Consider the following 25635-nt stretch of genomic DNA (forward strand, 5'->3'; position numbering starts at 1 on the left):
ATCACTTTACCTCCTTGTTCAATATACCTGCTTGATATAGGCTTTTAATATAGGCTAAATTGCAATCGTACATAGCTTTTGCAAAGTCAAACCTCGCTTTATCGTATTGAGTTTCAGCGTCTATAACATCTGTTATTTTAGCTAAGCCGACTTTGTACCTTTGGTCCATCACTTTTAGAGTGGCTTTTGCTTCTTCTTTTTCTTTTTTGGCATATTTCATCATAGCCAGTGCGTTTTCATAATCAGCTAAGGCTTTATTTATTTTAAATATCGAGCCTTTTGCCATGTAATCTATGTAAGAACTAAGCATAAGTTTTTGTTCGTTTAAACTTCTTATTTTATTAAAAGCCGTTAAACCATCAAAGATATTCCAATTTACACCAACCCCCACCATATAACCGTTGGCGGTGGCTCCAAAGGGTGTTGAGTTATCAAAAAGCGAGTAAGAACCAAAGGCCCCTATTTGGGGTAGATAATCTGCTAAGTAGGCTCTTTTCATTGATTTTAAAGCTTTTAGTTTTTCTTCCATAGATTTTATTTGGGGTTTTTGGTATACAGCTTTTACAAGAGTATTTCTGTCTATATTAGAAGGACAATAAAGATTTCCTTTTAAATCCACATCTTTATAGGGTTCATCCATTAGCAAAAACAACGCTCTTTTGGCGGTTTTATAGTTGTTTTTGGCTTCTACTAATTTTTGTTCTGCTTGATGAAGGTATACTTTTGCCCTTAAAGTATCTGAGAAAAGCGCCATACCAGTTTTATAATAGGACTCAGCCATATCTACGTGTTTTTTAGCATCGTTTACCGCTTGGGTGGCAAGCTTTATACCTTCTTTTGCCAAAAGCCCGCCTAGGTAAGCTTTGTATAAGTTGTAAACAATGTCTTGCTCTGTTTGGTTTAGTTCTTTTTTGGTGCTTTTAAGAGCATGATAAGATGCACTTTCGTAAGCTTGGACTTTACCACCCATCCATATGGGTATTTGTAATGTCAGTTGGGTTTGGTAAAGCTGTGAAGTCCCGGGGTTGTTAAAGAAGTTCTGCATGGACTGGAAAGCGCCATCCACCATTTGGGGTGTAGTATATTGAGCTTGGAAAAATTGAGGAGGTGGCTGAGGAAATTGAAGGCTTCTTGTATCCATTTTGTTCATTATGCTCCAAGGGGCTATGTTGGTGCGGTTAAAAGATGTTTGTAGGCCAAGCCTTGGGAAAAGCATACCTTTTACGCTTTCTAACTCATATTCTTTTGATTTTACGTCGTATCTTTTGGCTTTTATGGCTAAGTTGTTTTGAAGTGCCTCTTTGATGGCATAGCCTATATTTATACTCTGGGCTAAGGATATATGGGCTATTCCCAAAAACGACAACCCAAATACCATATATCTAAATCTCATATCATCGCCTCCTAATCAAATAATTTAGCACGATTAATAACCTCTAACCACTATAATATAATATCATAAATTAAGATATAAATTAAGAATATAAGAATATTCTAATATATTTAAAATGATAAAAACCAATGATTAAGCATAGCCAAGCTTGTCCCTTATTACATCGAAAAAGCTTATATTGTCTAAACTTATTGTTTTACAAACGGTGTTTGAGCGCTTTATCAATACAACATCTTCTTTGGATATGTTAAAAAATTCCTGACCATCAAGGGTAAGATAAGCTTCTTTTGTTTTATCTCCTAGTTTTAGGCTTATAAAAGCATCAGAAGACAATACCATAGGTCTCACAGAGATTGTGTGCGGACATATGGGCGCTAGCAATATATTTTGAAGCTCAGGGGTAAGTATAGGACCACCGGCTGAAAGAGCATAAGCGGTAGAACCCGTTGGCGTTGATACTATGATACCATCCGCTCTTAAATTTGCTATCATGTGTTCTTGTTGGTAAACTTCTATATCTATAAGCCTTGAAAGATAAGACCTTGCCAACACAGCGTCGTTTAGGTATGCTCCTAAGTATCTATCGTTTAGATAAACATCTATCATCATCCTATCTATTACTTTGTATTTGCCTTCTATAATGAGTTTTAACATACGTATAGCATCTTGCTTTGGTATCTCCGTCAAAAATCCAAGCCTTCCTAAGTTTATACCCACCGTTGGTTTTTCAAAAGCCGAAAACCTTCTGGCTGCACTCAAAAATGTCCCATCTCCTCCAATTACCACAAGTATATCTGCATCTTCAATCTCCACCAGCTCTTGCCCTAAGGCTTTTAGCTCGCCTTCAATATACTTTGCAAACTCCTTCGCCGTTTTATCCTCTTTTACATAAAAACCAAATCTCATTGTATATTTATCATATCATGAGCTCTCATTCTACTTAGATGCCCGCAGGCAGCGGCTAGCTCTAAACCTTTACTCCATCTTATTGTGCAGGATATATCGTTTTTCAAAAGCTCTTGCTGGAATCTATAGATATCACTCTCTACTGGTCTTTCGAAAGAAAGCATAGGGTTTTCGTTGTAGGGGATTAGGTTTACCTTTGTTTTATGTTTTAGGTTTTTAAGAAGATTTACAAGGTTTTTGGCATCTTTTAAAGAGCTATTTATATCTTTTATAAGCACATACTCTATTGTGATGCGCCTTCTTGGTTCTAATGGGTATGTTTTTAAAATCTCAAAAAGTTCTTTTAAAGACCCTATCACATTTGGCATAAGCGCTTTTCTTGTTTCATCATCTGAAGCGTTTAAAGATATGGCTAAGTTTAGTTTGTTTAAAAAGCTGTCTTCTTTTAGTTTTTTAATATAGTTTGTATAGGCGCTTGTGGATATAGTTATATGTCTTTTTGAAAGCTCAAACTCTTTTAGGAAAATAAAAGATGCTTTTTTTAGATTTTCAAAGTTTGCAAGAGGCTCTCCCATACCCATAAAAACGATATTTCTTATAAAGGTATTTCTTAGTATAGATATGTAAAAATACTGATCTACTATCTCTGAAAAGCTTAAATTTCTCAAAAGCCCACCTATGGTGCTAACGCAAAACTTACATCCTACAGCACAGCCTATCTGGGTAGATATACAAAGAGTATAATGGTCTTTTTCTTTTATCAGTACACTTTCTACAAAATATCCATCTTTTGTTTTAAAAACAAACTTTGTGGAATCCTCCCCTTCTAAAAACGAGTCTAAACTTAAAACGTGAAAATCTATCTTTAGTTCTTGTCTTAGGCTTTTAGGAATATCTGTCATAAGCTCTATATCCGTTATTTTTTTCTTAAAAGCCCAAGATTTGATTTGAGATATTCTATACTTTTCTAAGTTTAATTTTTGCTCTAAATTAAAATAATCTTCCAATAGGTTTATCATTGCAGCATATTTTCTATTAGTTTGTATGATAGTTCATTTGTAGTTTTTATATAATCTTCTTTTATAAGGGAGTCTTTTTCTATATTTTCTTGTTTTAAATCTTCTTCATAGGCTTCTATCCACTCTTTTATCATATCTTTTGTTAGCTCTATGTGAAATTGAAGACCTACGGCGTTTTCATAAACAAAAGCTTGGTTTTGATACTTATCTGAGCTGTATATTTGTAAAGCGTTTTTTGGTAGGTCAAAAGTATCTTGATGCCATTGAAAAACCATCAGTTTATCTGGAAAACCGTTAAAAAATTTATGATCGTTTTCTTTTTTTATCTCATACCATCCTATCTCTTTGCCATTTTGTCCTTTGTAAACTCTTCCCCCCAACACATGAGCAAGCATCTGAGCTCCAAGACATATACCTAATATTGGTTTTTTGGCTTTTAAAAATTGCTCTATTATTTTAAACTCTCTACTTAAGAAGGGATATTGGCTCTCTTCGTAAACGCCCATATAACCACCAAGCACAAAAAGTATATCAAACTCTTCTTGTGGAAGTTCTTTTGCCTGGTCTACATATCTAATATCTATACCTTTTGATGATAGTATGTCGTTAAAAACACCGGCATGCTCTATCTGAACATGCCTTAGTATTAGAGCTTTCATCAAAGCATACCTGGTGGTTTTCCTTTTGATATGATAAGTCTTTCTACTGGTTTGTCTTCTTTTAGATGGCTTTCAATGATTTCGTTTACATCTTCTTTTTTTACACCGCCATACCATATACCCTCTGGATATACAACCACCGTTGGTCCCATAGCGCAAGGTCCAAGGCAACCTGTAGGTGTTACCGCCACTGTCATCATAAGCTGAGGGTCTTGTTGAAGGGCATCTGCAAAAGCCGTATAAACGTCCCTACTTCCTTTTTCTGCACAAGAGCCCAAAGGATGGCCTGGTGGTCTTTGATTTACGCATACAAATACGTGTTTAAACATATCGCCTCCTTCAAAAGGTTTTTTAATAATGTATAAAGTTTATAGGCTTTTGGCATGATAAAAACCCTAAAACTGTGCATTTACTCTAAGCCCATAAACCCATAAAGGGCCTCTATTCTTATCATACCCTGGATGTCTTATGTATTGAGCATCTGGAGATATGGATATATATTTGTTTAGTTGATACTTGTAGTAAGCTTCCATTATTTCTTCATAGGAGTAGTTAAATTGTCCGTCTTGACCTGAGCCTACAAAGAATGAAGATGATGGTTCGTTGATGGTGCCTGATTCCAAATATCTTTTGTGGGTGTTTGAAAGACCGTTTATTCCAAGCCCTATGCCAAGTTGGTCTTTTGGTCTTTTCCAATGAACGCCGTTTATAGAAATACCACCTGCTATGTCTCTATCTACATCGGTATAGGCAAGATCTTCTGTTTGTCCGTTGTTAAAACCAGCTCTTAAAAAGAGTCCTGTTTTATCATCATCTGCTATAGGTTGTTCTAAGTTTAGGAAAAATCCCCATTTGTATCTTTTGTGATCTTTTGACTCTGTGCATATAACAGGGTAATCATACCCTGCCAAAGCTCCATTTGGCCCAAATTCTGTGTAATAACAAGGGCTATTTGGAGAATAATAATAGCTAAAATTATCCATAGCCTCAGTATAGCTTCCCATCCTACCGTAGTTTAACATGCCAAGAAGCCTTATCACAGTTCCTATGTCGTTTGGTCTTAGAGAAAGCTGTGTGTTTAGACTGTAAGCTCCAGACTGATCGTAGGTGTTGCCGTTTGCCTTCGTAGGTTCTGCCCCTAAAGCTATTTTAAAAGAATAGTGTTTTTTAACAACGCCAGATTCTATACCTACTGTGTATCCTCTTGTATCTGCTCCGTAATCCCAAGCTACGTTGTAGTTAAAATCATAGTTTAAAAACTGAGTTCTTGGAGAGTTAGCATATCGGTTGTTATCAAAATCATCTGCTATGGAAAACTTTCCTATCTTTACATAAAAATATTCTTTTGGATAGTACCCTGGAAGCTGATCTGGAGCTCTTCCTTCATATTCCAAAGATTGAGATAGGGCTTTTGTGTATATAATATAAGCTCTTGCTATATATGGGTTTTTGCCAAGGTTAGATGACCCTGCTCTTATGTAAAGGGAGTTTGGATAACCACCTATTCCTTGACCACCACCTATGCCGTTTCCTTTAAAAAGCTGTATATCAAGATAAGCTTGGATATCTTTTGTAATCTGTGCCCCTGTGTATAAACCGTAAGACTGGGTTAGTTCTTCTGATCTTCCACCACCGTTGTTTTTATATGGATTGCCAAAGGTCATAGGTCCTTCATAAGGGGAGTTGAAGTTTGTAGAGTATTGACCCACAAATGTTGCCCTCATACCTAAAAATTGAGGAAACCAAGGGGGAAGGTTTTCGCCAAAGGCTAAAGCGCAAGGAAAAAACGCCAAAAACAAAGTTTTTCTCATAAAAAATTTTTTACCTCCATTTGATACTTAGTCTCAATATATTTTTAATTTATATTTCTTGTATGATATATATTTTGTTTTATAGCTTTTCCATAGAAAATAAACGCTCCTAAAAATGTGAATATCATGAAAAGCACGATAAATATACCAGCTTTGCCAAGAGGAATAGCATTGACTAAATTTGTAAAGTAAGCCTTTGGCATAAACTGCTTCGTTAGAATCTGTAGAAACTCCAGCATGCCTATAAAAAGGGCTATAAAAATACTAGCACCAGTGATAACAAGGTTAAAAGATAGTCTTCTTATAGGGTCGTTGTTGGTCCAAGCATATATGTTGTTCATGATAAAAGAATCAAAAGAATCCATTAACGTCATACCTGCTGTGAAAAGCAGAGGAAACAACAGTATGCTCCATATATCCATACTTGTTTTTGCCAAAGCCACAGATATACCAAGTATAGCAATTTCTGTAGCCGTATCAAAACCAAGACCAAACAAAAATCCTACTATATACATTTTGTAAGGGGCATCTATTTTTTTATACAAAAAGCTAAAAAACCTTCCCATAAAACCTCTTTTGTTTAAAAGCTCTTGAAATATCTTGTTTAGTTCTTCTTGATATTCAGAAGAAGATTCTCTATACATTTTATATATATCGTATAGGGCTTTAAATATAAATATGTTGATAATACCTATGAGCGTTAGAAATAAAGCTGATATGAGAGTACCTACTATGTTTCCCATGTTTTGCAAAGTGGGTATGGAGTTTTTTACGGCCTTTGTAGCAAATATAAGAGCCACCGACAATCCTATAACAACGCTTGAATGCCCAAGCGAGAAGAAAAAACCTACGCTGTTGGCATTTTTACCATCCTGAACCAATTTTCTTGTGGTGTTGTCTATGGCTGCTATATGATCTGCATCAAAAGCGTGTCTTAGTCCAAAAAGATACGCCATACCTCCTATAGCCAAAAGCCCCGGTATATTGTAAAAGCTTGTTACGAATAAACTCCATACCAGAGTGTTGAACACCAAAAGCCCAAACAGCATAAATTTTGCTTTTTTCATTCTGTTTCTCCTGAATGAATTATCATTTATTATAATATTTTTTTAAAAAAAGTAATATAATATATATTATAGTTTTGAAGCTTTTACCAACTTAGCAAATTTAACGCCGTTGAGACCTGCTATGATGTTTACAGTTTCTACTATCGTTTGACTAGGACCTTTTATCATTATGGTTTCTAAGCAATTGTTATGATCTATATGTATATGCGTAGTACATAGAATGTTTATATAATGGTTGTGCTGTATATCGAGCAACTTTTGTGTAAGCTCTCTTTTATGATGATCATATATTATCACTAAAACCCCTATAAGCTCATTGTTTTCATCTTCCCATTCATCTTCTACAATGGCCTCTCTTATCAAATCTCTTATAAACTCAGACCTTGATGCATAAGACTGTTCTACTTTTTTGTCTATAAAATCTACAAGCTCTTTTGGTATTGTTATACATATCCTTTCAACCTTTGCTTTATCCATCTTTCTCATTATATTATATTACTATGCCAAATAGCAAAGATGAGAAGAAAAACCAGATTATAAAAGTAGCTTGTGAGCTTTTTGCTAAAAATGGTTATTACAACACAACAATGCCAGATATTGCAAAAGCTTCGGGCATGAGTGTAGGCAACCTTTATAACTATTTTGAGTCAAAGGAAGAGCTAGCAAAAGAAACGATGCTTACCGTATCAAGCCTTGTAGGTGAAAAACTCTCTTATATAAACTCTTTGAACGTAAGCGTTAAAGAAAAAATAAGCTTATTTGTTAGGAATTTCTTTGACATTGCAAAACACGAGCCTCAGCTTATGAGTTATTTTTTAAAGGTTTTCTTGGTGAATAGAGAAGTTTTCAAAAACGGATGCGAAGGGTTTACCTGTGTGAAAGATATTGTTACGGAAACTATGATACTCCTTTCAGATGGCGTTGAAAAAGGAGAGCTTAGAAATCAAGAATTTTTTACGGCTTTTTCTACTATGATGGGTTCGATAGGGGGCATAGTGTTTTTATATTACGAAGGTGTTTTGGACAACGACTTAGACTACTACGAGCCCTACATATCAGAAAACATATATATGGCTTTAAAAGCATGAAAACGCTTTTTTGGATACAGGGACTTTCTTGTGGAGCAAATACTCAGTCGTTTTTGTGTATGGAACACACAGATTTGTTTGAAAATATAGAAGTACTTTATCATCCTCTATCTGACAAATCCCTTGAAGAGAGCGCTAGACTTTTGTTAAAAGATGAAAAAGAATTAGATATCTTAATAGTAGAGGGTGCTATAGGTAAGTCTATTAGGCATGTTTGTTCTTATAGTTTTTCAAACATTGTGAAGATCCTATCCTCAAAAGCCAAATACGTTATCGCTTTGGGAGATTGCGCCTCTTTTGGTGGAATCCACGCAAAGGCAGGCACCCATATTACGGGACTTCAGTTTAGATTTAAAGAGTTTGGTGGGCTTTTAGGAAAAGCCTTTTTATCAAAATCTTCATACCCGGTTATAAATATAGCTGGGTGTCCTGCTCATCCAGAATGGGTTTATTATGTAATAAGCGCTTTGTTGGAAGATAAAAACATAGAGTTAGACGATTTCAATAGGCCAAAGGATATATTTAGGTATCTAACTCACAACGGATGTTTGAGAAATGAATATTTTGAGTGGAAGGTAGAATCAAAAGAGTTTGGCACAAAAGAAGGCTGTCTATTTTACGAGCTTGGCTGTAGAGGCCCACTAACCCATTCCTCGTGCAACAAGATACTTTGGAACGGTGTAAGCTCTAAAACAAGAGTAGGTACTCCTTGTGTTGGCTGTACTGAGTTTGATTTCCCAAGAGAAAATATGTTTAAAACAGAACAGGCTATGGGATTGCCCAAAGAGCTTCCTCTTGGCGTATCAAAAAGGGGATATATACTTCTTGCAGGTATTGCAAAAACTTTCGCTCCAGATAGGCTTAAGGATAAGCTCCGATGAAAATCACTAAAACTATTTTAAACAGATTGGAGGGTGAGGTAGAACTAAAGCTCGAATACTCTAAAGGCAAGATAGCAAAAGCTCATATTCTTGGTACTTCGAATAGAGATTTTAGTAGTATTCTTAAAGCAAAACCCTATCTTGACAGTATAATATTGATTCCAAGAGTATGTGGTATATGTGGACATGCTCATCTTATGGCCTCTGTTAAAGCTATAGAGGATGCTTATAAAAATGAGTGTAGCGATTTTCATTTGTCTACAAAAGCTTCCCTTGTAAGGTATATAACGCTTTTATCGGAGATGATTCAAAACCATATAAGATGGTTTTATGCCTATTTTATGTCGGAAATTCCAAAACTTGATAGAAATATGGTTGATTATCTTCCATTTGATGGTGAAAAGTGGAGAAGAGGCATTGCCATAAGCAACTATCCGATAAAGATAATAGCTTTATTTGGAGGTCAATGGCCCCATAACTCCTACGCTGTACCAGGTGGTATAACGTCTGATTTTACTTATTATGAGTTAAATGCAGCAAAAAGCTTTTGTAAAGAGCTTTTAAAAAGCATAGAAACTTATATAATAGGAATATCCATAGATAAATATCTTTCTTTTTCAAAAGATGAACTTTTAAACCACAAAGAAGGTGATATTGGGGATTTTATAAGACTTTCTTCAACTTTTGACTTTTTTCATAAAGGCATAGCCTACAAAAGATTTTTGACGGGTGGATCTATAAAAGGCTATGTAGATGCAGCGGTTTTTGAAAACGGTATCAAAGAATCTTTTGATGTTAAAAACATAGATACCAAAGAGCATGAGTTTAAGAAGATAAAAGAGATTACAGGGGCGGTTTACAATAAAAAACGATTTGAGACTGGGCCATTGGCAAGAAAGATAAATTCTTCGAATTCTTTGTTTTTAGAGCTTTTAGAGGAATTTGGAGATTCTTTGTTCTTAAGAGTTATGGCAAGAGTCGATGAAATAGTGTCTTTAACTCTTTTAATAAAAGATGCCTTAGATGCTATAGATATAAGGAAACCTTCTTATATTAAACCACCTATAAAAGAGCCTTTTACAGGAAAAGGAGTAGGTATAGTAGAAGCGGCAAGGGGCACTCTTATACACGAAATAAATATAGAAAATGGTTTTGTAAAAGATTATAAAATAGTTACGCCTACTTTATGGAATCTTGGCAACTACGACGAAGATATGAGCCCTGCCCAAAAATCTATCGTTGGGCTTTCTTCCGATGTAGAGGCTTACCTATCCCTTAGAAGCTTTGATGTGTGTGCTTCTTGCGTTAGTTATTAACAAAATCTTCATATTTATAAAGACTTAAATAATATTACGATATAAATCATATACAAATAGTGAATAAATGTTATCATAATACTATTGATTTTTATTATAAGGAGGTTTTTATGGAGTTATTTTTTGATGTAAAAACAAGTCTCCCACGGTTTACAAGTCTCCCACGGGTTTTAAAAAGAGACAACGTTACAGAGGTGGATTTTGATGTAAACAGGATAGAAAAGGCTATAGAAAAGGCCTTTGATGCGGTTTCGGAGTTTAAAGGAATAGATAACGCTTATATAAAAGATATTGCCAAAGAGGTGATAAGTGCTATATGTAGGAGGGGATTAAGCGTTATAACGATAGAGCAAATCCAAGATATAGTGGAAGAAACGATTATAGCGCATGGCTTTTCAAAAGTAGCAAGAGCTTACATAGTTTATAGAAGAGAAAGAGAACGGGTAAGAGAAACTGAAGCTGGTTTGGTAAATTTGGAAAATACAACTATAGATATAGACAAATTGGTAAAAAATTACATTAGCCAAGAAGATTGGAGAACTTTTGAAAATTCAAACTCAAGTTTTTCTTATCCAGGTTTATATTTACATGTGGCTGGGTCTGTGATTGCCAATTATACCCTTAAAAACGTTTATCCGGAACATATCAGAAAAGCTCATGAAAGTGCCGATATTCATATACACGACCTATCTCATGGCATAGTAGCTTATTGTGCAGGATGGTCTATGGAGGATTTGCTTAGGAAGGGTTTTAGAGGTGGTTATGGTCAAATCGTAGCTGGTCCGGCAAAACACTTATCGGCTCTTACTGGGCAGATGGTGAATTTTCTTGGTGTAATGCAAATGGAGTTTGCCGGAGCACAGGCTTTTAACTCTGTGGATACATTTTTGGCACCTTTTGTAAGAGTTGATAACCTTGATTATCAAGATGTTAAGCAGCTGATTCAACAAATGGTTTTTGCTATGAATGTTCCATCAAGATGGGGCTCTCAGCCACCTTTTATAAACTTTACCTTTGATTGGACAGTACCAGAAGATATGAAAAATAAACCCGTGATAATAGGTGGTGAGGAAAGACCAGACATAGGATATTATGGAGATTTTCAAAAAGAGATGGATGTTATAAACAAAGCTTTTATAGAAGTGATGCTCGAAGGCGATTATGCTGGTAGGATTTTCTCTTTCCCTATACCTACTTACAATATTACAAAAGATTTTGATTATTACGGCGAAAACGCTAAGCTCCTCTGGAAAATGACGGCAAAATACGGCACACCTTATTTCCAAAACTTTGTAAGCTCTAGTTTAAAACCCGGTGATGTTAGGTCTATGTGTTGTAGATTGCAGTTGGATTTGCGAGAATTAAGGAGTAGAATGGGTGGACTTTTTGGTGCGGCTGATAAAACTGGTAGCATAGGTGTTGTTACCATAAATTTACCCCGTATAGGATATTTGGCTAAAACAAAAGAAGAGTATTTTTCAATGCTTTTCGAAGCTATGGATATTGCCAAAGAATCTTTGGAGATAAAAAGACGCGTAGTTGAAAGAAACCTAAAAGCTGGTTTAATGCCTTATGCAGCCTCTTATCTCAATTCTTTTGATAATCATTTTTCTACAATAGGCATCGTTGGTATGCACGAGTCTTTGTTAAACTTTTTAGGTAAAGGTATAAACACAAAAGAGGGAAAAGCCTTTGCCATAGAGATACTTCAAAAGATGAGAGAAAGATTGAGTCTTTATCAAGAATTAACTGGTCATCTTTACAATTTAGAAGCCACGCCAGCTGAGGGGACATCTTATAGGTTAGCTAAGCATGATAAGAAAAGATTTCCCGATATAATAACCTCTGGGGAAAACGAACCTTATTATACAAATTCTACTTTACTACCAGTAGGATATACCGAAGATCCTTTTGAAGTTTTAGAACACCAAAAGGATTTGCAAACGCTTTACACTGGTGGTACCGTAGTGCATATGTTTTTAGGAGAATCTCCAAACGAGAATACTTTACCTGAATTTATAAGAAAAGCCTTTGAAACCTATCCCATACCTTATCTCACAATAACACCAACGTTTTCCGTTTGTCCAAACCACGGGTATATAAATGGTGAACATTTTAATTGTCCTGTTTGTAATGCACCTTCAGAAGTTTACTCAAGAGTTGTAGGTTACTATAGGCCTGTGCAAAGATGGAACGCTGGTAAAAAAGAAGAGTTTAAAGATAGGTTAGAATACATGTTGTGAGGTCCTACAAGTCTGCCACGGCCACAATATGCCATGGCCTACAAGTCTGCCACGATACACAAGTCTGCCACGATATATAATAATATGATATACGGTATACAAAAAACATCGTTTGTGGATTGTTCTGGGGTACCAAGCAGAGGTATCCAGCCGTCTTTGTGCACTGTTTTGTTTTTTGGTGGTTGCAATTTGCGATGTCCTTATTGCCACAACAAAGATATTGTGTTAAAAAATACAGAACCCCTTGATACTGACGAAGTTTTTGAGCTTTTAATATCTAGAAAACATCTAATAGAATGGGTATGTATATCTGGTGGAGAGCCTACCATATACGAGGACAAGCTTGTAGATTTTGTTAAAAACCTAAAAACAGCTGGTTTTAAAATAAAGCTGGATACAAATGGTACAAAACCGTTGGTGATAAAAGATGTGTGCGAGTTTGTGGATTATGTCGCCCTAGATGTAAAAACGATAAACTATAAGCTATGCAATAGCAGCGACGGTTTTTTTAAACTAATAGATACGTTGTGCTATTTATCAAGAATAGACAAACCATTTTTGTTGAGGACTACTCTTTATCCTCCTTTTGTGGGAGAATATTTCATAAGGTATATGCTTGATGTTTTTAAAAATCTTAACATAAAAAATATAGATTGGTTTTTTAATGCTTTTGATAACAAAAATGTTTTAGAAGAAAAAGCCAAAGCCTATGCATCTACCACAAGCGAATATATCAAAAATTTGCTAAAAGATATAGAGATACCGCAAGATATACATATTCACTTTTAATTTTTATAAAAGCCCAAAAAAGGGCTTTAGGTTGTTTGATTATACTGGTCTTGCGTTAAAACCATCATCTGGTGGTGGGTTTTGGTCGCCTGGCGGTGGGGTTTGGCCAGAAGAGTATAAGCTTGTAGCTATCTTGTTGGATATATCTGTTATCTTGCTGTAAGCTTCTTCTATAACATTCTTATCGGCGGAATTTAGTGCTTGTTTGCCTTTTGATATCTCAGTTTCCGCTTCTTGGGCAAGATCTTGAGGTATCTTGTCTTTATGTTCGTTTAAAAGCTTCTCAAGGTTGTAAATAAGTGAGTCTAATCTATTTCTTGCTTCTATAAGCTCCTTGTTCTTTCTATCTTCTTCAGCATGCATTTCCGCTTCTCTTACCATCTTTTCTATGTCTTCTTTGGAAAGTCCACCGGCGGCTTGGATTTTTATAGATTGTTCTTTGCCAGTAGCTTTGTCTTTGGCGGTCACATGAAGTATACCATCAACGTCTATATCAAAGCATACTTCTATTTGTGGTACTCCTCTTGGTGCTGGTGGTATACCTGTTAGAGTAAATCTTCCAAGGGATTTGTTGTCTTTGGCCATTGGTCTTTCACCTTGTAGCACATGTATCTCTACCTCTGTTTGATTGTCTGAGGCTGTGGTAAATACTTCGCATTTTTTGTAAGGTATTGGCGTATTTCTTGGAATAAGGGTTGTCATTACGCCACCCAACGTTTCAAGACCCAAAGAAAGGGGTGTTACGTCTACAAGCAATATGTCTTTTACTTCACCAGTTATAACACCAGCTTGTATAGCAGCACCAACCGCCACTACTTCATCTGGATTTACACCTTTGTGAGGCTCTTTGCCAAAGAATTCTTTTATCTTTTGTTGAACTAGAGGTATACGTGTAGAACCACCTACTAAGACTACTTCGTTTATATCTCTTGGAGTTAGCTTTGCATCTTCTAAGGCTCTTTTTACTATCTCCATAGTTCTATCTATGAGGTCTTTTATCATCTCTTCTAATCTCGCTCTGGTGAGTTTTTTCTGTAGGTGCATAGGTTGTTTGGTATCTGGGTCTATGGTTATAAATGGTAGGTTTATTTCCGTTTCCATCTTGAAAGAAAGCTCTTTTTTAGCTTGTTCTGAAGCTTCTTTTAGACGTTGGAGTGCTGTTTTATCGTTTTTAAGATCGATGTTGGTTTCTTTTTTAAACTCAGAGATAAGCCATTCCATTATACGCTCATCTATGTTAGCACCACCCAAATGCGTATCGCCGTTTGTGGCTTTTACCTCTATAACACCGTCTCCACCTTCTAGTATAGATACGTCAAAAGTACCACCACCAAAGTCATATACCAATATTTTTACATCTGCTTGTTTATCAAGTCCATAGGCCAGAGCTGCCGCTGTTGGTTCATTTAATATTCTTTGAACTTCTAAACCTGCTATAGCTCCGGCGTCTTTTGTAGCTTGACGTTGGCGTTCGTTAAAATAAGCTGGTACTGTTATAACCGCTTTTGTGATCTTTTCACCAAGGTAGGACTCGGCTGCTTCTTTTAGTTTTTTGAGCACTTGAGCCCCTATTTCTTCGGGTCTTACCTTTCTTCCTATGTTTGGTATGTCAAAAGCTGCATCTTGTTTGTCATCTGGTACCACCTTGTAAGATACCCTTTTCGCCTCATCTAAAACCTCGTCGTATTTTCTACCTATAAATCTTTTAGATTCGTATATAGTGTTTTCTGGGTCTAATACTGCTCTTCTTTTGGCTGGATCACCTACCAAAACTTCCTTTTCTTTTGTGTATGAAACTATTGAAGGAGTCAACCTAGCTCCTTCTTGGTTTGCTATAACCACCGGCTCACCACCTATCATTATAGCCACAACAGAGTTTGTAGTTCCAAGGTCTATACCTAATACTTTTTCTGCCATACGTTTTTACCTCCTGCTTTAATATACTATTATAATAAAACTTAAGTATAATTTTGTCAAGTTTTTTTAGTATGTTTATAATATGCTAAAAGCCAAATACTTTAAAACAGAAAGTAAATATTATCTTAAGTATTTGTTTTATCAGCTTTTTAGAAAAAAGTTATAATAAAAGTTATGCAAGAAAATTTCGATAAGGAAGAGATCAAAGGGCAGGAAAAAGCTAACCCAGATCTAAGCACTATATACGTTGGTAAAGATGCTATAAATGAATAATAATAAGATATTAAACGATATATTTAAATACAAAAATATAGCTCTATGGTTTTTTCTGGCTTTTGCATTTATATTTTTTAGCTTAGGTTTAAATTTGTTTTATATAAACAAATACAAAGAAAACACTATCAAAGAAGCAAAAGTTGACTTAAGAAATAATCTATATACGTTAAAAAATCACATAATCAATGAAAATAGATTAGAGTATTACTTTATGCAAAATATCAAGTATATAATAAATAAATTTGGTATCGATAAAGCTATACATATTATTCAGAGGAACTTTGACAGCAAGAATAGATTGTTTTTTGTAATAGATAAAAATCTCAATCCCATCGGACATAGATATACACCAAATGAAATATCCATATATCAAAAAGCGCTTTCTAATAAAAGAATAAAAAACGCCGTTTATAACTGTGTTTTATCTAATAAATACTGTTTTACGACAGCTTTCAATGTGGGCGAAGATTACTTCATATTTACCATCTTACCCATAAACAAGACTTCATATCTTCTTCAAATACACAAACCTCCTCTTTACATATACGCTTCTTCTACAACAGGTTTTTCTTACGGGGTTTTGCTTCCAAACGGTGTCATAAACGCTCATATACCTATTTTGTCTAAAAGCCAAATACACAAACCTCTTTATGATTTTATAACATCTTATAAAAACCTAGGTTTCGCCCTTGTAAGATACAAATCTCCTATAGATGGTGAGCCAAAACTTGCAGCTATCACAAGACTTGATCTTGTGGCTGGTAAAGTTATATATCCTTATGTATCCGCTTCTCTTCCTTTTGTGTTAAAAGGTTATTACACCAATTTAAGAGCCGTCTTTTTGCCCTGGTTTATATTTGGCGTTATCATACTTGGTTTTATAGCTTTTATAATCAAGAAGACCAAAAATGAATATCTTTTGAATCAGGAAAGATACTTTTATGAGGTGTTGTTTGATAAATATTCTCTTCCGTTACTCCTTATAGACGAAGATGGAAAGATTTTAAAGGTAAATGAACCAGCGTTAAAGCTGTACGGCTATTCTAAAGAAGAGATTAAAAATATGTATTTATATGAACTTGAAGGAGTGCCAAAAGAGGAATCGGAAAGGTTGTTAAGAAATATAATACATGGTGATTTAAAAAGTTTTGAATTTATTCATGTTGCTAAAAGCGGCAAAAAGATAAACGTAGAAGTTTATGTAAACAAGCTAAGTATGGAAAATAAAACATACATCTTATATACCGTATTTGATATTTCTGAGAAAGTATTGTTGGCTAAACTTTTTGATATGTTAAAAGAGGTAAACACTATACTGATAAGTGTGGAACTAGAGAGCGAACTATTAAACGGCATAGCAGAGACCATTATAATGTTTGATTTTGACTGCGTTGAGATATTTAAAGTAAAACAAAAAGACAATCTTGAACTTATGTTAAAATCTGGAACACCTATTGAAGATATCAGCTTAGAAGAGGAAAAAAGAGCTTTGCTTAGCAAATCTATCACTTTACAATCTAAACCTACGTATTCTAAGGCATCTATACCAATACTTTCTCACAATGAAAATGAAGTTGTTTATATTATTAGCATATATAAAAAAGAATTTCAATTCTTTGATAATTATCATATTGTTAGCATACTTGAAGAGCTTGAGAAAGACATATCTTTTGCTCTGAAAAAAATCTTGGAAGAGCAAAATAGCCTCATATTAAGAAAAGCCTTAGAAAACTCTAAAGGCTGGGTGCTTATAACGGATGAAGAAGGTTATATCCTATATGCAAATCAAATGGTATGTGAAATATCTTTGTACTCTTGCGAAGAGGTAATAGGTAGAAAACCAAATATATTTAAATCTGGTTATCACGATAACGATTTTTATAAAAGATTATGGCGGACAATAAAATCTGGCGGTACTTTTGAAAGTATTTTCTACAATAAAAAGAAAAACGGAGAAATCTTTATTTTAGAGGAGTCTATTATTCCTGTCACATTAAAAGACGGTACTATAAGATATATTACTATAGCAAAAGATATAACCCAAGAAGTAGAGCTTGAAAAAAAGCTAGAGCGTTTTAGTTTTATGGATTCTGCTACAGGTCTTTTAAATATAAACGGCTTTTCAAAAGCTATAAACGATAGATTGGAGTATTTAAAAAATCAATCTAAAAAGGGAGCTTTGATACTACTTGATATATATGGATTTTCTATATTAAATCAAATATACGGTTTCAACAAAGCAGATGAAATTGTAAAAAAAGTAGCAAATATGCTAAAAGAGCTTTTAGAGCCAGAAGATGTTATAATCGCAAAAATCGGTCCAGATGAGTTTGGTATCTTTAAAGATATAGAGAAAGAAGAAGATTTATTTGCATTTGTTGATAAAATAAACGACATCTTTGCAAGTGGTATAGAGATAGAACTAGATAATTTTAGAAAACTAGATAAGCTGCATATAAATATGGGGATTTCCTTATACGATGAAGATGGTGATAGTTTTGAAAAGCTTTATGAAAGAGCTAGTTTAGCGCTACAAGAAGCTAAAAAGGACGGAGAAGGTAAATATAGGTTTTTCTCTAAAGATATAGATATAGTGGTGAAAAGATATGTGGAAGCTCAAGAGCTTGTAGAAAGAGCTCTGGACAAAGGGTTGTTTAAATTTTTCTATCAGCCTTACTTTGACATTAAGACAAAAGACTTTGTAGGTTTTGAAGCCCTCATAAGAATAATAGATGAAGATGGTAGTATAATATCTCCTTACAAGTTTATAGATTACCTCGAATCTTCTTCGTATTTTTTAAATAGATTTCAAGAGGTATTTTTAAAGATGGTTGAAAGCGATATGAATACGTTTATTTCAAAAGCTAAATCACATTTTAGCTCTGCTTTCAACATATCTGCAAACAGCTTCAAAGATGATATTTTCATGTCAAAGCTTATAGGCCTTTGTCATAAGTTTGAGGATAAGCTTGTAATAGAGATTACAGAAAGGATGTTGCTATCAGATTTTGAAAAGGCAAAAGAAATCTTGAGAAATATAAGATCAGTTGGTAGTAAAGTTGCTTTGGATGACTTTGGCACTTATTACTCTTCCCTTTCCTATGTTAAAAATGTTGAGCTTGATATTATAAAGATAGATATATCTTTTATAAAGGATATAGTTTTTGATAAAAGAAGTTTGGCGGTGGTAAAAGCCATAATAAATCTTGCCAAAGCATTAGACATTAAAACAATAGCAGAGGGTGTAGAAAAAGAAGAGCAGTATAACCTTCTTAAAGAGGCAGGTTGCGATATAGCTCAAGGGTATCTTTTTGCAAAACCTATGCCTATAGAAGAGGCTGTAAAATATATAATCTAAGTTTTTTGGCTTTTAAGATAATCTATAACTGTTTGAACATGCCCATCTACTTTTACATTTTTCCAAGTTTTTTCTATCTCGCCGTTTTCGTTTATTACAAACGTTGATCTTATAATGCCTTTTGTTACTTTGCCATACATCTTTTTCTCACCATAAGCTCCGTAGGACTCGGCCACCTTCTTATCTGGGTCTGATAATAGTATGAAGTTTAAACCGTATTTTTCTTTAAACTTTTTATGAGAAGCTATACTGTCTGGACTCACTCCTATCACTTCTATGCCCATTGCTTTTATGGGATTTAAATTTTCTTGAAATCCGCAAGCCTCTTTCGTGCATCCAGGCGTATCGTCTTTTGGATAAAAATAAAGCACTATCTTTTTACCTTTAAAATCCCTTAAACAAAACTCTTTTTCATTGCCCTTTTCATCGATACCTTGCAAGCAAAAATCTGGTGCTTTTTCCATAATACCTCCTTTAGTTGTATATTTCTAATATATTGTAATACGTATCTCTTTTTGCCGGTATAAAACCTGCTTTTTTAATATTTTTTATCATATCTTCAACAGCTGGTATCCTTACTTTAAATTCTGTGGAAGATATTACGTTTTCTTCAAGCATCACACTACCAAGGTCGTTGGCCCCATAGTGAAGAGCTACGGTACCTATTTGCATGGTTTGGGTTACATGAGAGGCTTGTATATTCTTAAAGTTATCTAAAAACAACCTGCTTATTGCCAAAACCTTTAGATAATATACGCTTGAAGCTGGTTCTACGTAGTCAAGTTCAGTGTTGCCTTTTTGAAATGTCCAAGGTATAAAGGCTGTAAAACCACCGGTTTTATCTTGCAAATCCCTTATAAGAGAAAGATGATTCAGTATATCCTCTATGGTTTCTATATGACCAAACATCATTGTAGCTGTAGTGCTCATTCCAAGCTCGTGGGCGCTTTTGTGCACCTCTATCCACTCCTCTGTAGTGCATTTGCCTTTACTTATAACAGATCTTACGTTTGGAGATAGTACCTCTGCACCACCACCGGGTATTGATTTTAATCCTGCTTCTTTTAATTCTCTTATTACATCTTTTATACTCATCTTCTCAATCTTGGCAAGGTAAACTATCTCAGGAGCTGATAAAGAATGTATATCTATATCTGGAAACTCTTGGTGTATTGAGCTTATAAGGTCTTTAAAATAATCAAAGCCAAGATCAGGATTTAATCCACCTTGCATAAGAAGTGTAGTCCCACCTCTTTCTTTTAGTTCTCTTACCTTTTTCAATATTTCGTCTTTCGGTAATACGTAAGCTTCTTCGTCTTTTGGTTTTCTATAAAAAGCACAAAACTTGCATGACGCTACACAGGCATTTGAATAATTTACGTTTCTATCTATGACAAATGTTACTATGTTGTCTTCATGAAACTCTCTTCTTTTTTTATCCGCTAAAAAACCAAGCGTATTTAAATCAAGTTCTTCAAAGAGCTCTTTGGTTGTTTGCTCGTCTATCCTTTTCCCAATATCCAAAATTTTCATATTTTAAATATATTATCTTATCTTTTTTGTAAAGAAGATTTTTATCAGCTATTATTCATCCAATTTTCATGTAAAACTGTTATATTTTACATATTAAAAGGAGGTTTATATGCTGATATATATAGGTGTTTTGGCGCTTTTAGCAAACGTAAGCTTTGGTTTTACCCTCGGTGATGAGCTTCAAAATATAGGAAACACCATATCAAACCTTGGAAACGCGTTAAATGGCGGTGGCGCTTATTCAAATACTTATAATAATTACAACCAATGCAACGTACCACCTGGATGGCAAAGAGGTAGAAAAGTAGGTTTTGTAAACGGTATGCCACCTGGACTTGCTAAAAAGGGTTTGAGGGAAAACTGTCAACCAGCCAGCAATCCAATGGGAAACGAAAGATTTGAACATGGATCTCATTCTGAAGTTGGTGGCCCACCTGGTAGAATGCGTTAAATATTTTTATCTCTTACAATAGGGTACCTCCAGCCTATCCCGAAAGCTCTTTCGTGAAGTTTAGGCCCTATGGGGGCTTGTTTTCTTTTGTATTCGGCTTTTAAAAGCATATCATAAACTTTTTCTACAACTTCTCTGTCAAACTCTGTTATATCTTCTTTATCTTTATACTCTTCTATTAAAAGCCATAAAATTTTATCTAAAACATCGTAAGGTGGTAAAGTATCTTGGTCTTTTTGATTGGGCCTTAGTTCTGCCGAGGGTGGTTTATTTATTGTATTTTTTGGTATTATCTCTTTGTCTTTGTTGATAAAGTAAGCTATCTCGTAGACTTCTGTTTTATACAAATCTTTTATAGGTGAAAATCCACCTGCCATATCTCCATATATGGTTGTATAGCCCACTGCTGACTCTGATTTGTTTGAAGTAGATAGCACTATCCTATTTTCTTTGTTTGATATGTAAAAAAGTATGTTTGCCCTGATTCTTGCTTGGAGGTTTTCATCGGCTATATCAAAGTTGTGGTAGGAAAATATTTGTTCGTAGGCAGTTCTTATGTTTTCTATTGGTATAACTTCAAGATCCACATCCAAATTTTCACAAAGGGCTTTTGCGTCTTTATAAGACTCTTCTTTGTTAAACACGGTTGGCATATAAACAGCCTTTACACTCTCTTTTCCAAGGGCTAACACCGCTAGATAAAGCACCAAGGCAGAGTCTATCCCACCAGATAGCCCTAGTATCGCCTTAGAAAAACCCTGCTTTTTAAAATAATCTTTTATAGAAAGTGTTATCGCTTTTATTAGCTCTTCTTCCTTCGGAAGACTAAGATGTATAGTATTATCATATCTTTGATTTTTTGATATATTAATACTTATATTGGAGTTAATAGGTTTGCAAACCTCTTGCCATCTTAAATCTGTACGTCTTTTTGTAAAAACCTCTTTTATATCTAAGCTTACATGTAAAATATCTTCTTCAAAAGCTTTTGCCTTTGCTATTGTATCCCCCTTAGGACCGATGACAAGGCTCTCTCCATTGAAAACAAGCTCGTCGTTGGCTCCTACCAAGTTTACATAAACCAAAAAACAAAGGTTATCAGAAGCCCTTGCTTTTAAAAAATTTTCCTTAAAAGTCTGCTTTTTTAAAGCGTATGGAGAGGCATTTATATTTATAAGCACTTCTGCTCCTTTTAAAGCATCTTGTCTTTCTGTGCCATCTGGATACCATATGTCTTCACATATAGAAAAACCACACCTTATATCGTTTATATCTAAAAGAAGATCTTTTTCACCACTTTTAAAATATCTTTTTTCATCAAACACGTTGTAATTTGGTAAAAACCTTTTATCGTAAAAGCCCAATACCTCACCTTTAAACAAAACCCCTAAGGAATTGTAAACGGCTTTTTCCTCTCTTACAAAACCAACCACGATAACGCTGTCTATACTTTTTGAATGTTCTTTTAGCTTTTCAAAGTAAAGTTTGTTTAAATCTAAAAACTTTGAACTATAGATAATATCCTGAGGCATATAACCACACAAAGATAGCTCTGGAAAAACTATTATATGTGAGTTTTTGGCTTTTGATATAAAATCACATGTCTTTTCAAGGTTTTTTTCAAAAGTCCCCACTGTGGTGTTTATCTGGCAAAGACTTACATTAAGAATTTTTGAGCTCATCTTCAATACCCTCTTTATATATTACAACTCTATTTTTTGTGGTTCGCTTTGCCACGTAAAGGGCTTCGTCCACTTTTTTAAGAGCGCTATCTATGCCATCTTCTTGTTGTATTTGGTAAATACCACCGCTACAGGTGCATTTTATCGTGGTTCCATTTAGCGTATGGGTGGAGTTTTCAAAGTTTTGCCTTATATTGTTTGCTACCCTAAACCCATTTTCTATATCCGTATTGTATAAGTACGCTGCAAACTCTTCTCCACCAAGCCTTGCTGGTATATCCGATTTTCTTATAGAGCTTACTATAACGTTTGCAAAGTCTTTCAAAACAACATCTCCCATATCGTGCCCATAGGTATCGTTTACCTTTTTGAAGTTATCTATATCATACATCACAATGCAGATTGGTACATTTGCTCTTTTAGCTTGTTCTATCGATATATTTATTTCTTCAAAAAAGAATCTTCTGTTGTAAATTCCTGTGAGTGCATCTTTGTAAGCCATATCTTGAAACTTCTCTTTATCTTTTTGAAGTTCGCTAACAAGTTTTTTTATCTCTATAGCCATCATATAAGTTATTTTTTTCAGCTTAGAAATTTCATTTAGTTTTGATATATCTTTTTCTAGTATTGGATCTTTTTCAACTTCGTCTAAGTGAAGAAAATCCTTTTCTTTTAGTTTTAAAGCCACACTTAAGAGGTTGTTTATATCTTTTATAATCTGCGATACTATAAATATAATGATAATAAGAAGAATAGATGTAAATGTTATTCCATATATAGTTAGAACTAAAAATTGCCTATGTTCTTGTTTGTATATCCAAGATATGTTTTTTATAAGGTATACGTTGCCAAGTTCTATACCAGATACATTTATTATGGGGATTTCCATTATAAGGTAATAATCTTCTCCTATGTTCTCCACCTTATAAGATATTATTTTTGATTTCTTAGAGTATAAAAATATGCTAAGGGCGTTGTTATCTTTATAAGAATCTACTATGTATTTTTTGGTAATGATCTTTCCGCCTACGTAGTTGTCCCAAAAGCTCTGTTGGTTATATAGTTTTTTTATAACCTTTGTATGAAGCACCACAACCCAGCTTATATTTTCTAACTTAGATAGGTAGTCAAGGGGCTTGTAAGCGTATATACCTATATAATCACAGGTGTCTCCTATGTATTTATAAATACCTAAAGAGAGGTACTTCCCCAATATTACATCGGAATTATCTTGTTTGCAATAATCTGGGTTCTTAGCTTTTAATACAATATCTGAGGTAAAAATACCATTTTTTAGCATATCTTTGTACTCGTCCACTGCAGCTTTATATATTTTGTATGTATCGTAATACTCTTTCATGACTCTGGCGTCTATTTCTTTTTTTGTTATGACTTTGTTACCTATTACTACAGTTATATATGAAATCAGCGATATAACGCTTATGTACAAGGTGATTTTTCTAACGAGGCTCATTAAGGTTAAAGTATATGTTGGAAAGGTCTTGGTTTATAGTGTTGTATTCTCCGTATACAACTTTTATTATATTACCTTGAGGGTCTAAAAGATAAGAAGTCGGAAGACCTGTTATGTTGAACTTTGAACCAAGCCCAGGACTGTGTATTGCTATATCAAATGTATAGTGCTTGTCTTTTAAAAAAGACATTAAAGCGTTTTCGTTGTCATCCATGCTTATGGCAAGAATTCTAAATCCATAGGGGGAGAATTTTTGATAGGCTTGTTCAAACAAAGGTAGTTCTGCTTTACAAGGTGGACACCAAGAAGCAAAGAAGTTCACCAACGTATAATGTCCTTTGAAGTTATTTATGTTTACCACCTTGTTTGCGGGCATACCATTTTCGTATACTAACCTTACGCTAAAATGAAGTATAGGGCTTGGTTTTTGATAAGATATCGCTTGAGCTGAATCGTTGTCGTAAAATCCGTAATAAGCTGCCACTATAAAAAGAACAAGTGCCAATATATATGCTATATTTTTCTTCATATTAAATCTTTAAAGAAATTCATAATCTTTTGCAAAAGGCTGGTGTTTCTTGATTGGATCTGCCTTTGTGTGGGCCTTTGCGGTGCTGTATAGCTTATATCTTTCATATTTTGAGCTAGCTTTATTATACCGCATACACACGCGTAAGAAGGATCTTGTAGTTTTTCTTTTAGGCCAGTTATATTCAGAGGATATCCTATTCTTACCGCCATATCAAGATAGTGCTCTGTAAAATCCTTTATACCATTTAGCTTTGCTGTACCCCCTGTTATGACAGCACCTGCATTTATATTCTCAAGCTTTATGCTTGAGCTGTTTATTTTTTCTACTATTTTATCCATCAACTCTTCTAACCTTATTTGTATAACTTCTGCTAACTGTTTTCTTGGGACCATCGCCTCTTTATCTTCTCCGCGCGGTTTTATCTTTACCTTTTCTATCTCATCCACAAGCTCTATAAAAGCTACACCGCTTTCTAGTTTTATACGTTCAGCTTCTTCTGTAGATATTTTAAGAAAATGAGCCAAATCCCTTGTAATGTTGTATCCTCCGATAGGTACTGTACCTGATACCGCCGGTTGACCGTTGTGGTATAAAACAAAGTTTGTTACAGAATGCCCTATATCTATAAGTAAGACACCCTCTAACTTTTCCTCTTCTGTAAGAGAAGATTCTGCAGATGCTAACCCAGCGAATACTTTACCAAAAAGTTTATACCCAGCAACGCTTACAGTTCTTTCTACGTTTCTTAAAAGCGATACACCTGCTTTTATAATATGCACATCACATTCTAATCTAGAACCGGCAAGGCCTATTGGATCTAATATACCCTCTTGATCATCTAGTATAAAATTTCTTGGTATTGTATGTAATATATCGTAAGATTCTTCTTTGGCTTTTGCCACAGCCCTTTCTAAAAGCCTCTCAACTATTTGTTCATCTACATCAGAAGGCTGCGGTGATATGCTTATGGTATCTTTCTCGTTTTGACTTTTAATATGCACTCCCGATATCGATATAAAAACACCATCTATCCTATGCCCCGACATCTCTTCCGCTTCTTTTAAGGCTTTTTGTATAGCTTTTGAAGCAGAATCAAGCTTTGTTACAGAACCTTTGTCTATACCCTGAGATTTAGCCTCGCCTATCCCCACTATATGCGTATCTCCGTAGTTGTCTATCTCCGCCACCAGAGCTACTACTTTGCTTGTACCTATATCTAACCCAACTATAGATTTCACGT

Annotated in this window: 22 protein-coding genes; 7 read left to right on the forward strand and 15 right to left on the reverse strand. The window is 34.7% G+C overall.

Features of this window, described 5'->3' with window-relative positions:
* Position 1 precedes the first annotated feature (1 nt).
* The 8 genes from HY04AAS1_RS07015 to nikR all read right to left on the reverse strand — a co-directional run bounded on the left by HY04AAS1_RS07015 (position 2) and on the right by nikR (position 7341).
* Complete coding sequence (locus HY04AAS1_RS07015; RefSeq protein ID WP_012514431.1) at positions 2 to 1393, reverse strand: TolC family protein; 1392 nt, start codon at positions 1391 to 1393, stop codon at positions 2 to 4.
* 132 nt (positions 1394 to 1525) lie between these two features.
* Complete coding sequence (locus HY04AAS1_RS07020; protein ID WP_012514432.1) at positions 1526 to 2299, reverse strand: NAD(+)/NADH kinase; 774 nt, start codon at positions 2297 to 2299, stop codon at positions 1526 to 1528.
* Positions 2296 to 3318 carry a 23S rRNA (adenine(2503)-C(2))-methyltransferase RlmN gene (gene rlmN / locus HY04AAS1_RS07025; RefSeq protein WP_012514433.1) on the reverse strand — a complete coding sequence of 341 codons (1023 nt, stop codon included), beginning with the start codon at positions 3316 to 3318 and terminating at the stop codon, positions 2296 to 2298. Before rlmN ends, HY04AAS1_RS07020 begins: the two co-directional genes overlap by 4 nt.
* Positions 3315 to 3977 carry a type 1 glutamine amidotransferase gene (locus tag HY04AAS1_RS07030; RefSeq protein WP_012514434.1) on the reverse strand — a complete coding sequence of 221 codons (663 nt, stop codon included), beginning with the start codon at positions 3975 to 3977 and terminating at the stop codon, positions 3315 to 3317. Before HY04AAS1_RS07030 ends, rlmN begins: the two co-directional genes overlap by 4 nt.
* Complete coding sequence (locus HY04AAS1_RS07035) at positions 3977 to 4306, reverse strand: (2Fe-2S) ferredoxin domain-containing protein (protein ID WP_012514435.1); 330 nt, start codon at positions 4304 to 4306, stop codon at positions 3977 to 3979. The genes HY04AAS1_RS07030 and HY04AAS1_RS07035 overlap by 1 nt, the downstream gene beginning before the upstream one ends.
* Before the next feature lie 66 nt (positions 4307 to 4372).
* On the reverse strand, positions 4373 to 5788 hold the full coding sequence (locus HY04AAS1_RS07040; RefSeq protein ID WP_012514436.1) for a carbohydrate porin: 1416 nt from the start codon (positions 5786 to 5788) through the stop codon (positions 4373 to 4375).
* 44 nt (positions 5789 to 5832) lie between these two features.
* Entirely contained in the window at positions 5833 to 6855 is a 1023-nt protein-coding gene (locus HY04AAS1_RS07045) for a HoxN/HupN/NixA family nickel/cobalt transporter (protein ID WP_012514437.1), read from the reverse strand.
* Between the two features lie 66 nt (positions 6856 to 6921).
* Positions 6922 to 7341, reverse strand: coding sequence for a nickel-responsive transcriptional regulator NikR (gene nikR, locus HY04AAS1_RS07050; RefSeq protein WP_012514438.1), 420 nt, complete (start codon positions 7339 to 7341; stop codon positions 6922 to 6924).
* A 14-nt stretch (positions 7342 to 7355) separates the two neighbouring features.
* On the opposite strand from nikR, the gene HY04AAS1_RS07055 reads away from it, so the two are divergent.
* From HY04AAS1_RS07055 to HY04AAS1_RS08305, 5 genes are all read left to right on the forward strand, one after another.
* Positions 7356 to 7943 carry a TetR/AcrR family transcriptional regulator gene (locus tag HY04AAS1_RS07055; protein WP_012514439.1) on the forward strand — a complete coding sequence of 196 codons (588 nt, stop codon included), beginning with the start codon at positions 7356 to 7358 and terminating at the stop codon, positions 7941 to 7943.
* On the forward strand, positions 7940 to 8824 hold the full coding sequence (locus tag HY04AAS1_RS07060) for a Ni/Fe hydrogenase (RefSeq protein ID WP_012514440.1): 885 nt from the start codon (positions 7940 to 7942) through the stop codon (positions 8822 to 8824). Before HY04AAS1_RS07055 ends, HY04AAS1_RS07060 begins: the two co-directional genes overlap by 4 nt.
* Positions 8821 to 10140 (forward strand): nickel-dependent hydrogenase large subunit, encoded by a 1320-nt coding sequence (locus HY04AAS1_RS07065; protein WP_012514441.1) that lies wholly within the window; start codon positions 8821 to 8823, stop codon positions 10138 to 10140. The genes HY04AAS1_RS07060 and HY04AAS1_RS07065 overlap by 4 nt, the downstream gene beginning before the upstream one ends.
* A gap of 110 nt (positions 10141 to 10250) precedes the next feature.
* Complete coding sequence (locus HY04AAS1_RS07070) at positions 10251 to 12383, forward strand: ribonucleoside triphosphate reductase (protein WP_012514442.1); 2133 nt, start codon at positions 10251 to 10253, stop codon at positions 12381 to 12383.
* 84 nt (positions 12384 to 12467) lie between these two features.
* Positions 12468 to 13172 carry an anaerobic ribonucleoside-triphosphate reductase activating protein gene (locus HY04AAS1_RS08305; protein ID WP_012514443.1) on the forward strand — a complete coding sequence of 235 codons (705 nt, stop codon included), beginning with the start codon at positions 12468 to 12470 and terminating at the stop codon, positions 13170 to 13172.
* 39 nt (positions 13173 to 13211) lie between these two features.
* Here the strand turns inward: HY04AAS1_RS08305 and dnaK are convergent, their stop codons facing one another.
* Positions 13212 to 15089, reverse strand: coding sequence for a molecular chaperone DnaK (dnaK, locus tag HY04AAS1_RS07080; protein ID WP_012514444.1), 1878 nt, complete (start codon positions 15087 to 15089; stop codon positions 13212 to 13214).
* Between the two features lie 265 nt (positions 15090 to 15354).
* Between dnaK and HY04AAS1_RS07085 the strand changes: the two genes are divergently transcribed.
* On the forward strand, positions 15355 to 18723 hold the full coding sequence (locus HY04AAS1_RS07085; protein ID WP_012514446.1) for an EAL domain-containing protein: 3369 nt from the start codon (positions 15355 to 15357) through the stop codon (positions 18721 to 18723).
* Here HY04AAS1_RS07085 and bcp read toward each other — a convergent pair.
* Positions 18720 to 19187: a thioredoxin-dependent thiol peroxidase gene (bcp, locus tag HY04AAS1_RS07090; RefSeq protein ID WP_012514447.1), complete on the reverse strand. Its 468-nt coding sequence runs from the start codon at positions 19185 to 19187 to the stop codon at positions 18720 to 18722. The two genes, HY04AAS1_RS07085 and bcp, sit on opposite strands and share 4 nt — an antisense overlap.
* Before the next feature lie 10 nt (positions 19188 to 19197).
* Positions 19198 to 20256, reverse strand: a complete 1059-nt coding sequence (mqnC, locus tag HY04AAS1_RS07095; protein ID WP_012514448.1) for a cyclic dehypoxanthinyl futalosine synthase — start codon at positions 20254 to 20256, stop codon at positions 19198 to 19200.
* A gap of 109 nt (positions 20257 to 20365) precedes the next feature.
* On the opposite strand from mqnC, the gene HY04AAS1_RS07100 reads away from it, so the two are divergent.
* Positions 20366 to 20707 carry a hypothetical protein gene (locus HY04AAS1_RS07100; RefSeq protein WP_012514449.1) on the forward strand — a complete coding sequence of 114 codons (342 nt, stop codon included), beginning with the start codon at positions 20366 to 20368 and terminating at the stop codon, positions 20705 to 20707.
* On the opposite strand, the gene HY04AAS1_RS07105 is transcribed toward HY04AAS1_RS07100, so the two are convergent.
* Genes HY04AAS1_RS07105 through ftsA form a run of 4 tightly spaced genes read right to left on the reverse strand, consistent with a single transcriptional unit; the run spans position 20704 to position 25633 of the window.
* A complete protein-coding gene (locus HY04AAS1_RS07105) occupies positions 20704 to 22389 on the reverse strand; it encodes an NAD+ synthase (RefSeq protein WP_012514450.1) in 1686 nt (561 codons plus the stop codon). The genes HY04AAS1_RS07100 and HY04AAS1_RS07105 overlap by 4 nt on opposite strands.
* Positions 22370 to 23863: a GGDEF domain-containing protein gene (locus tag HY04AAS1_RS07110; RefSeq protein WP_012514451.1), complete on the reverse strand. Its 1494-nt coding sequence runs from the start codon at positions 23861 to 23863 to the stop codon at positions 22370 to 22372. The genes HY04AAS1_RS07105 and HY04AAS1_RS07110 overlap by 20 nt, the downstream gene beginning before the upstream one ends.
* The gene (locus tag HY04AAS1_RS07115) at positions 23850 to 24392 is read right to left on the reverse strand and encodes a TlpA disulfide reductase family protein (RefSeq protein WP_012514452.1); all 543 of its coding nucleotides are present in this window, start codon (positions 24390 to 24392) and stop codon (positions 23850 to 23852) included. The genes HY04AAS1_RS07110 and HY04AAS1_RS07115 overlap by 14 nt, the downstream gene beginning before the upstream one ends.
* On the reverse strand, positions 24389 to 25633 hold the full coding sequence (gene ftsA / locus HY04AAS1_RS07120; protein WP_012514453.1) for a cell division protein FtsA: 1245 nt from the start codon (positions 25631 to 25633) through the stop codon (positions 24389 to 24391). Before ftsA ends, HY04AAS1_RS07115 begins: the two co-directional genes overlap by 4 nt.
* Between the last annotated feature and the right edge of the window lie 2 nt (positions 25634 to 25635).

Origin of the sequence: Hydrogenobaculum sp. Y04AAS1 (genome assembly GCF_000020785.1) — a bacterium.
In the GTDB taxonomy this organism is placed as follows: domain Bacteria; phylum Aquificota; class Aquificia; order Aquificales; family Aquificaceae; genus Hydrogenobaculum.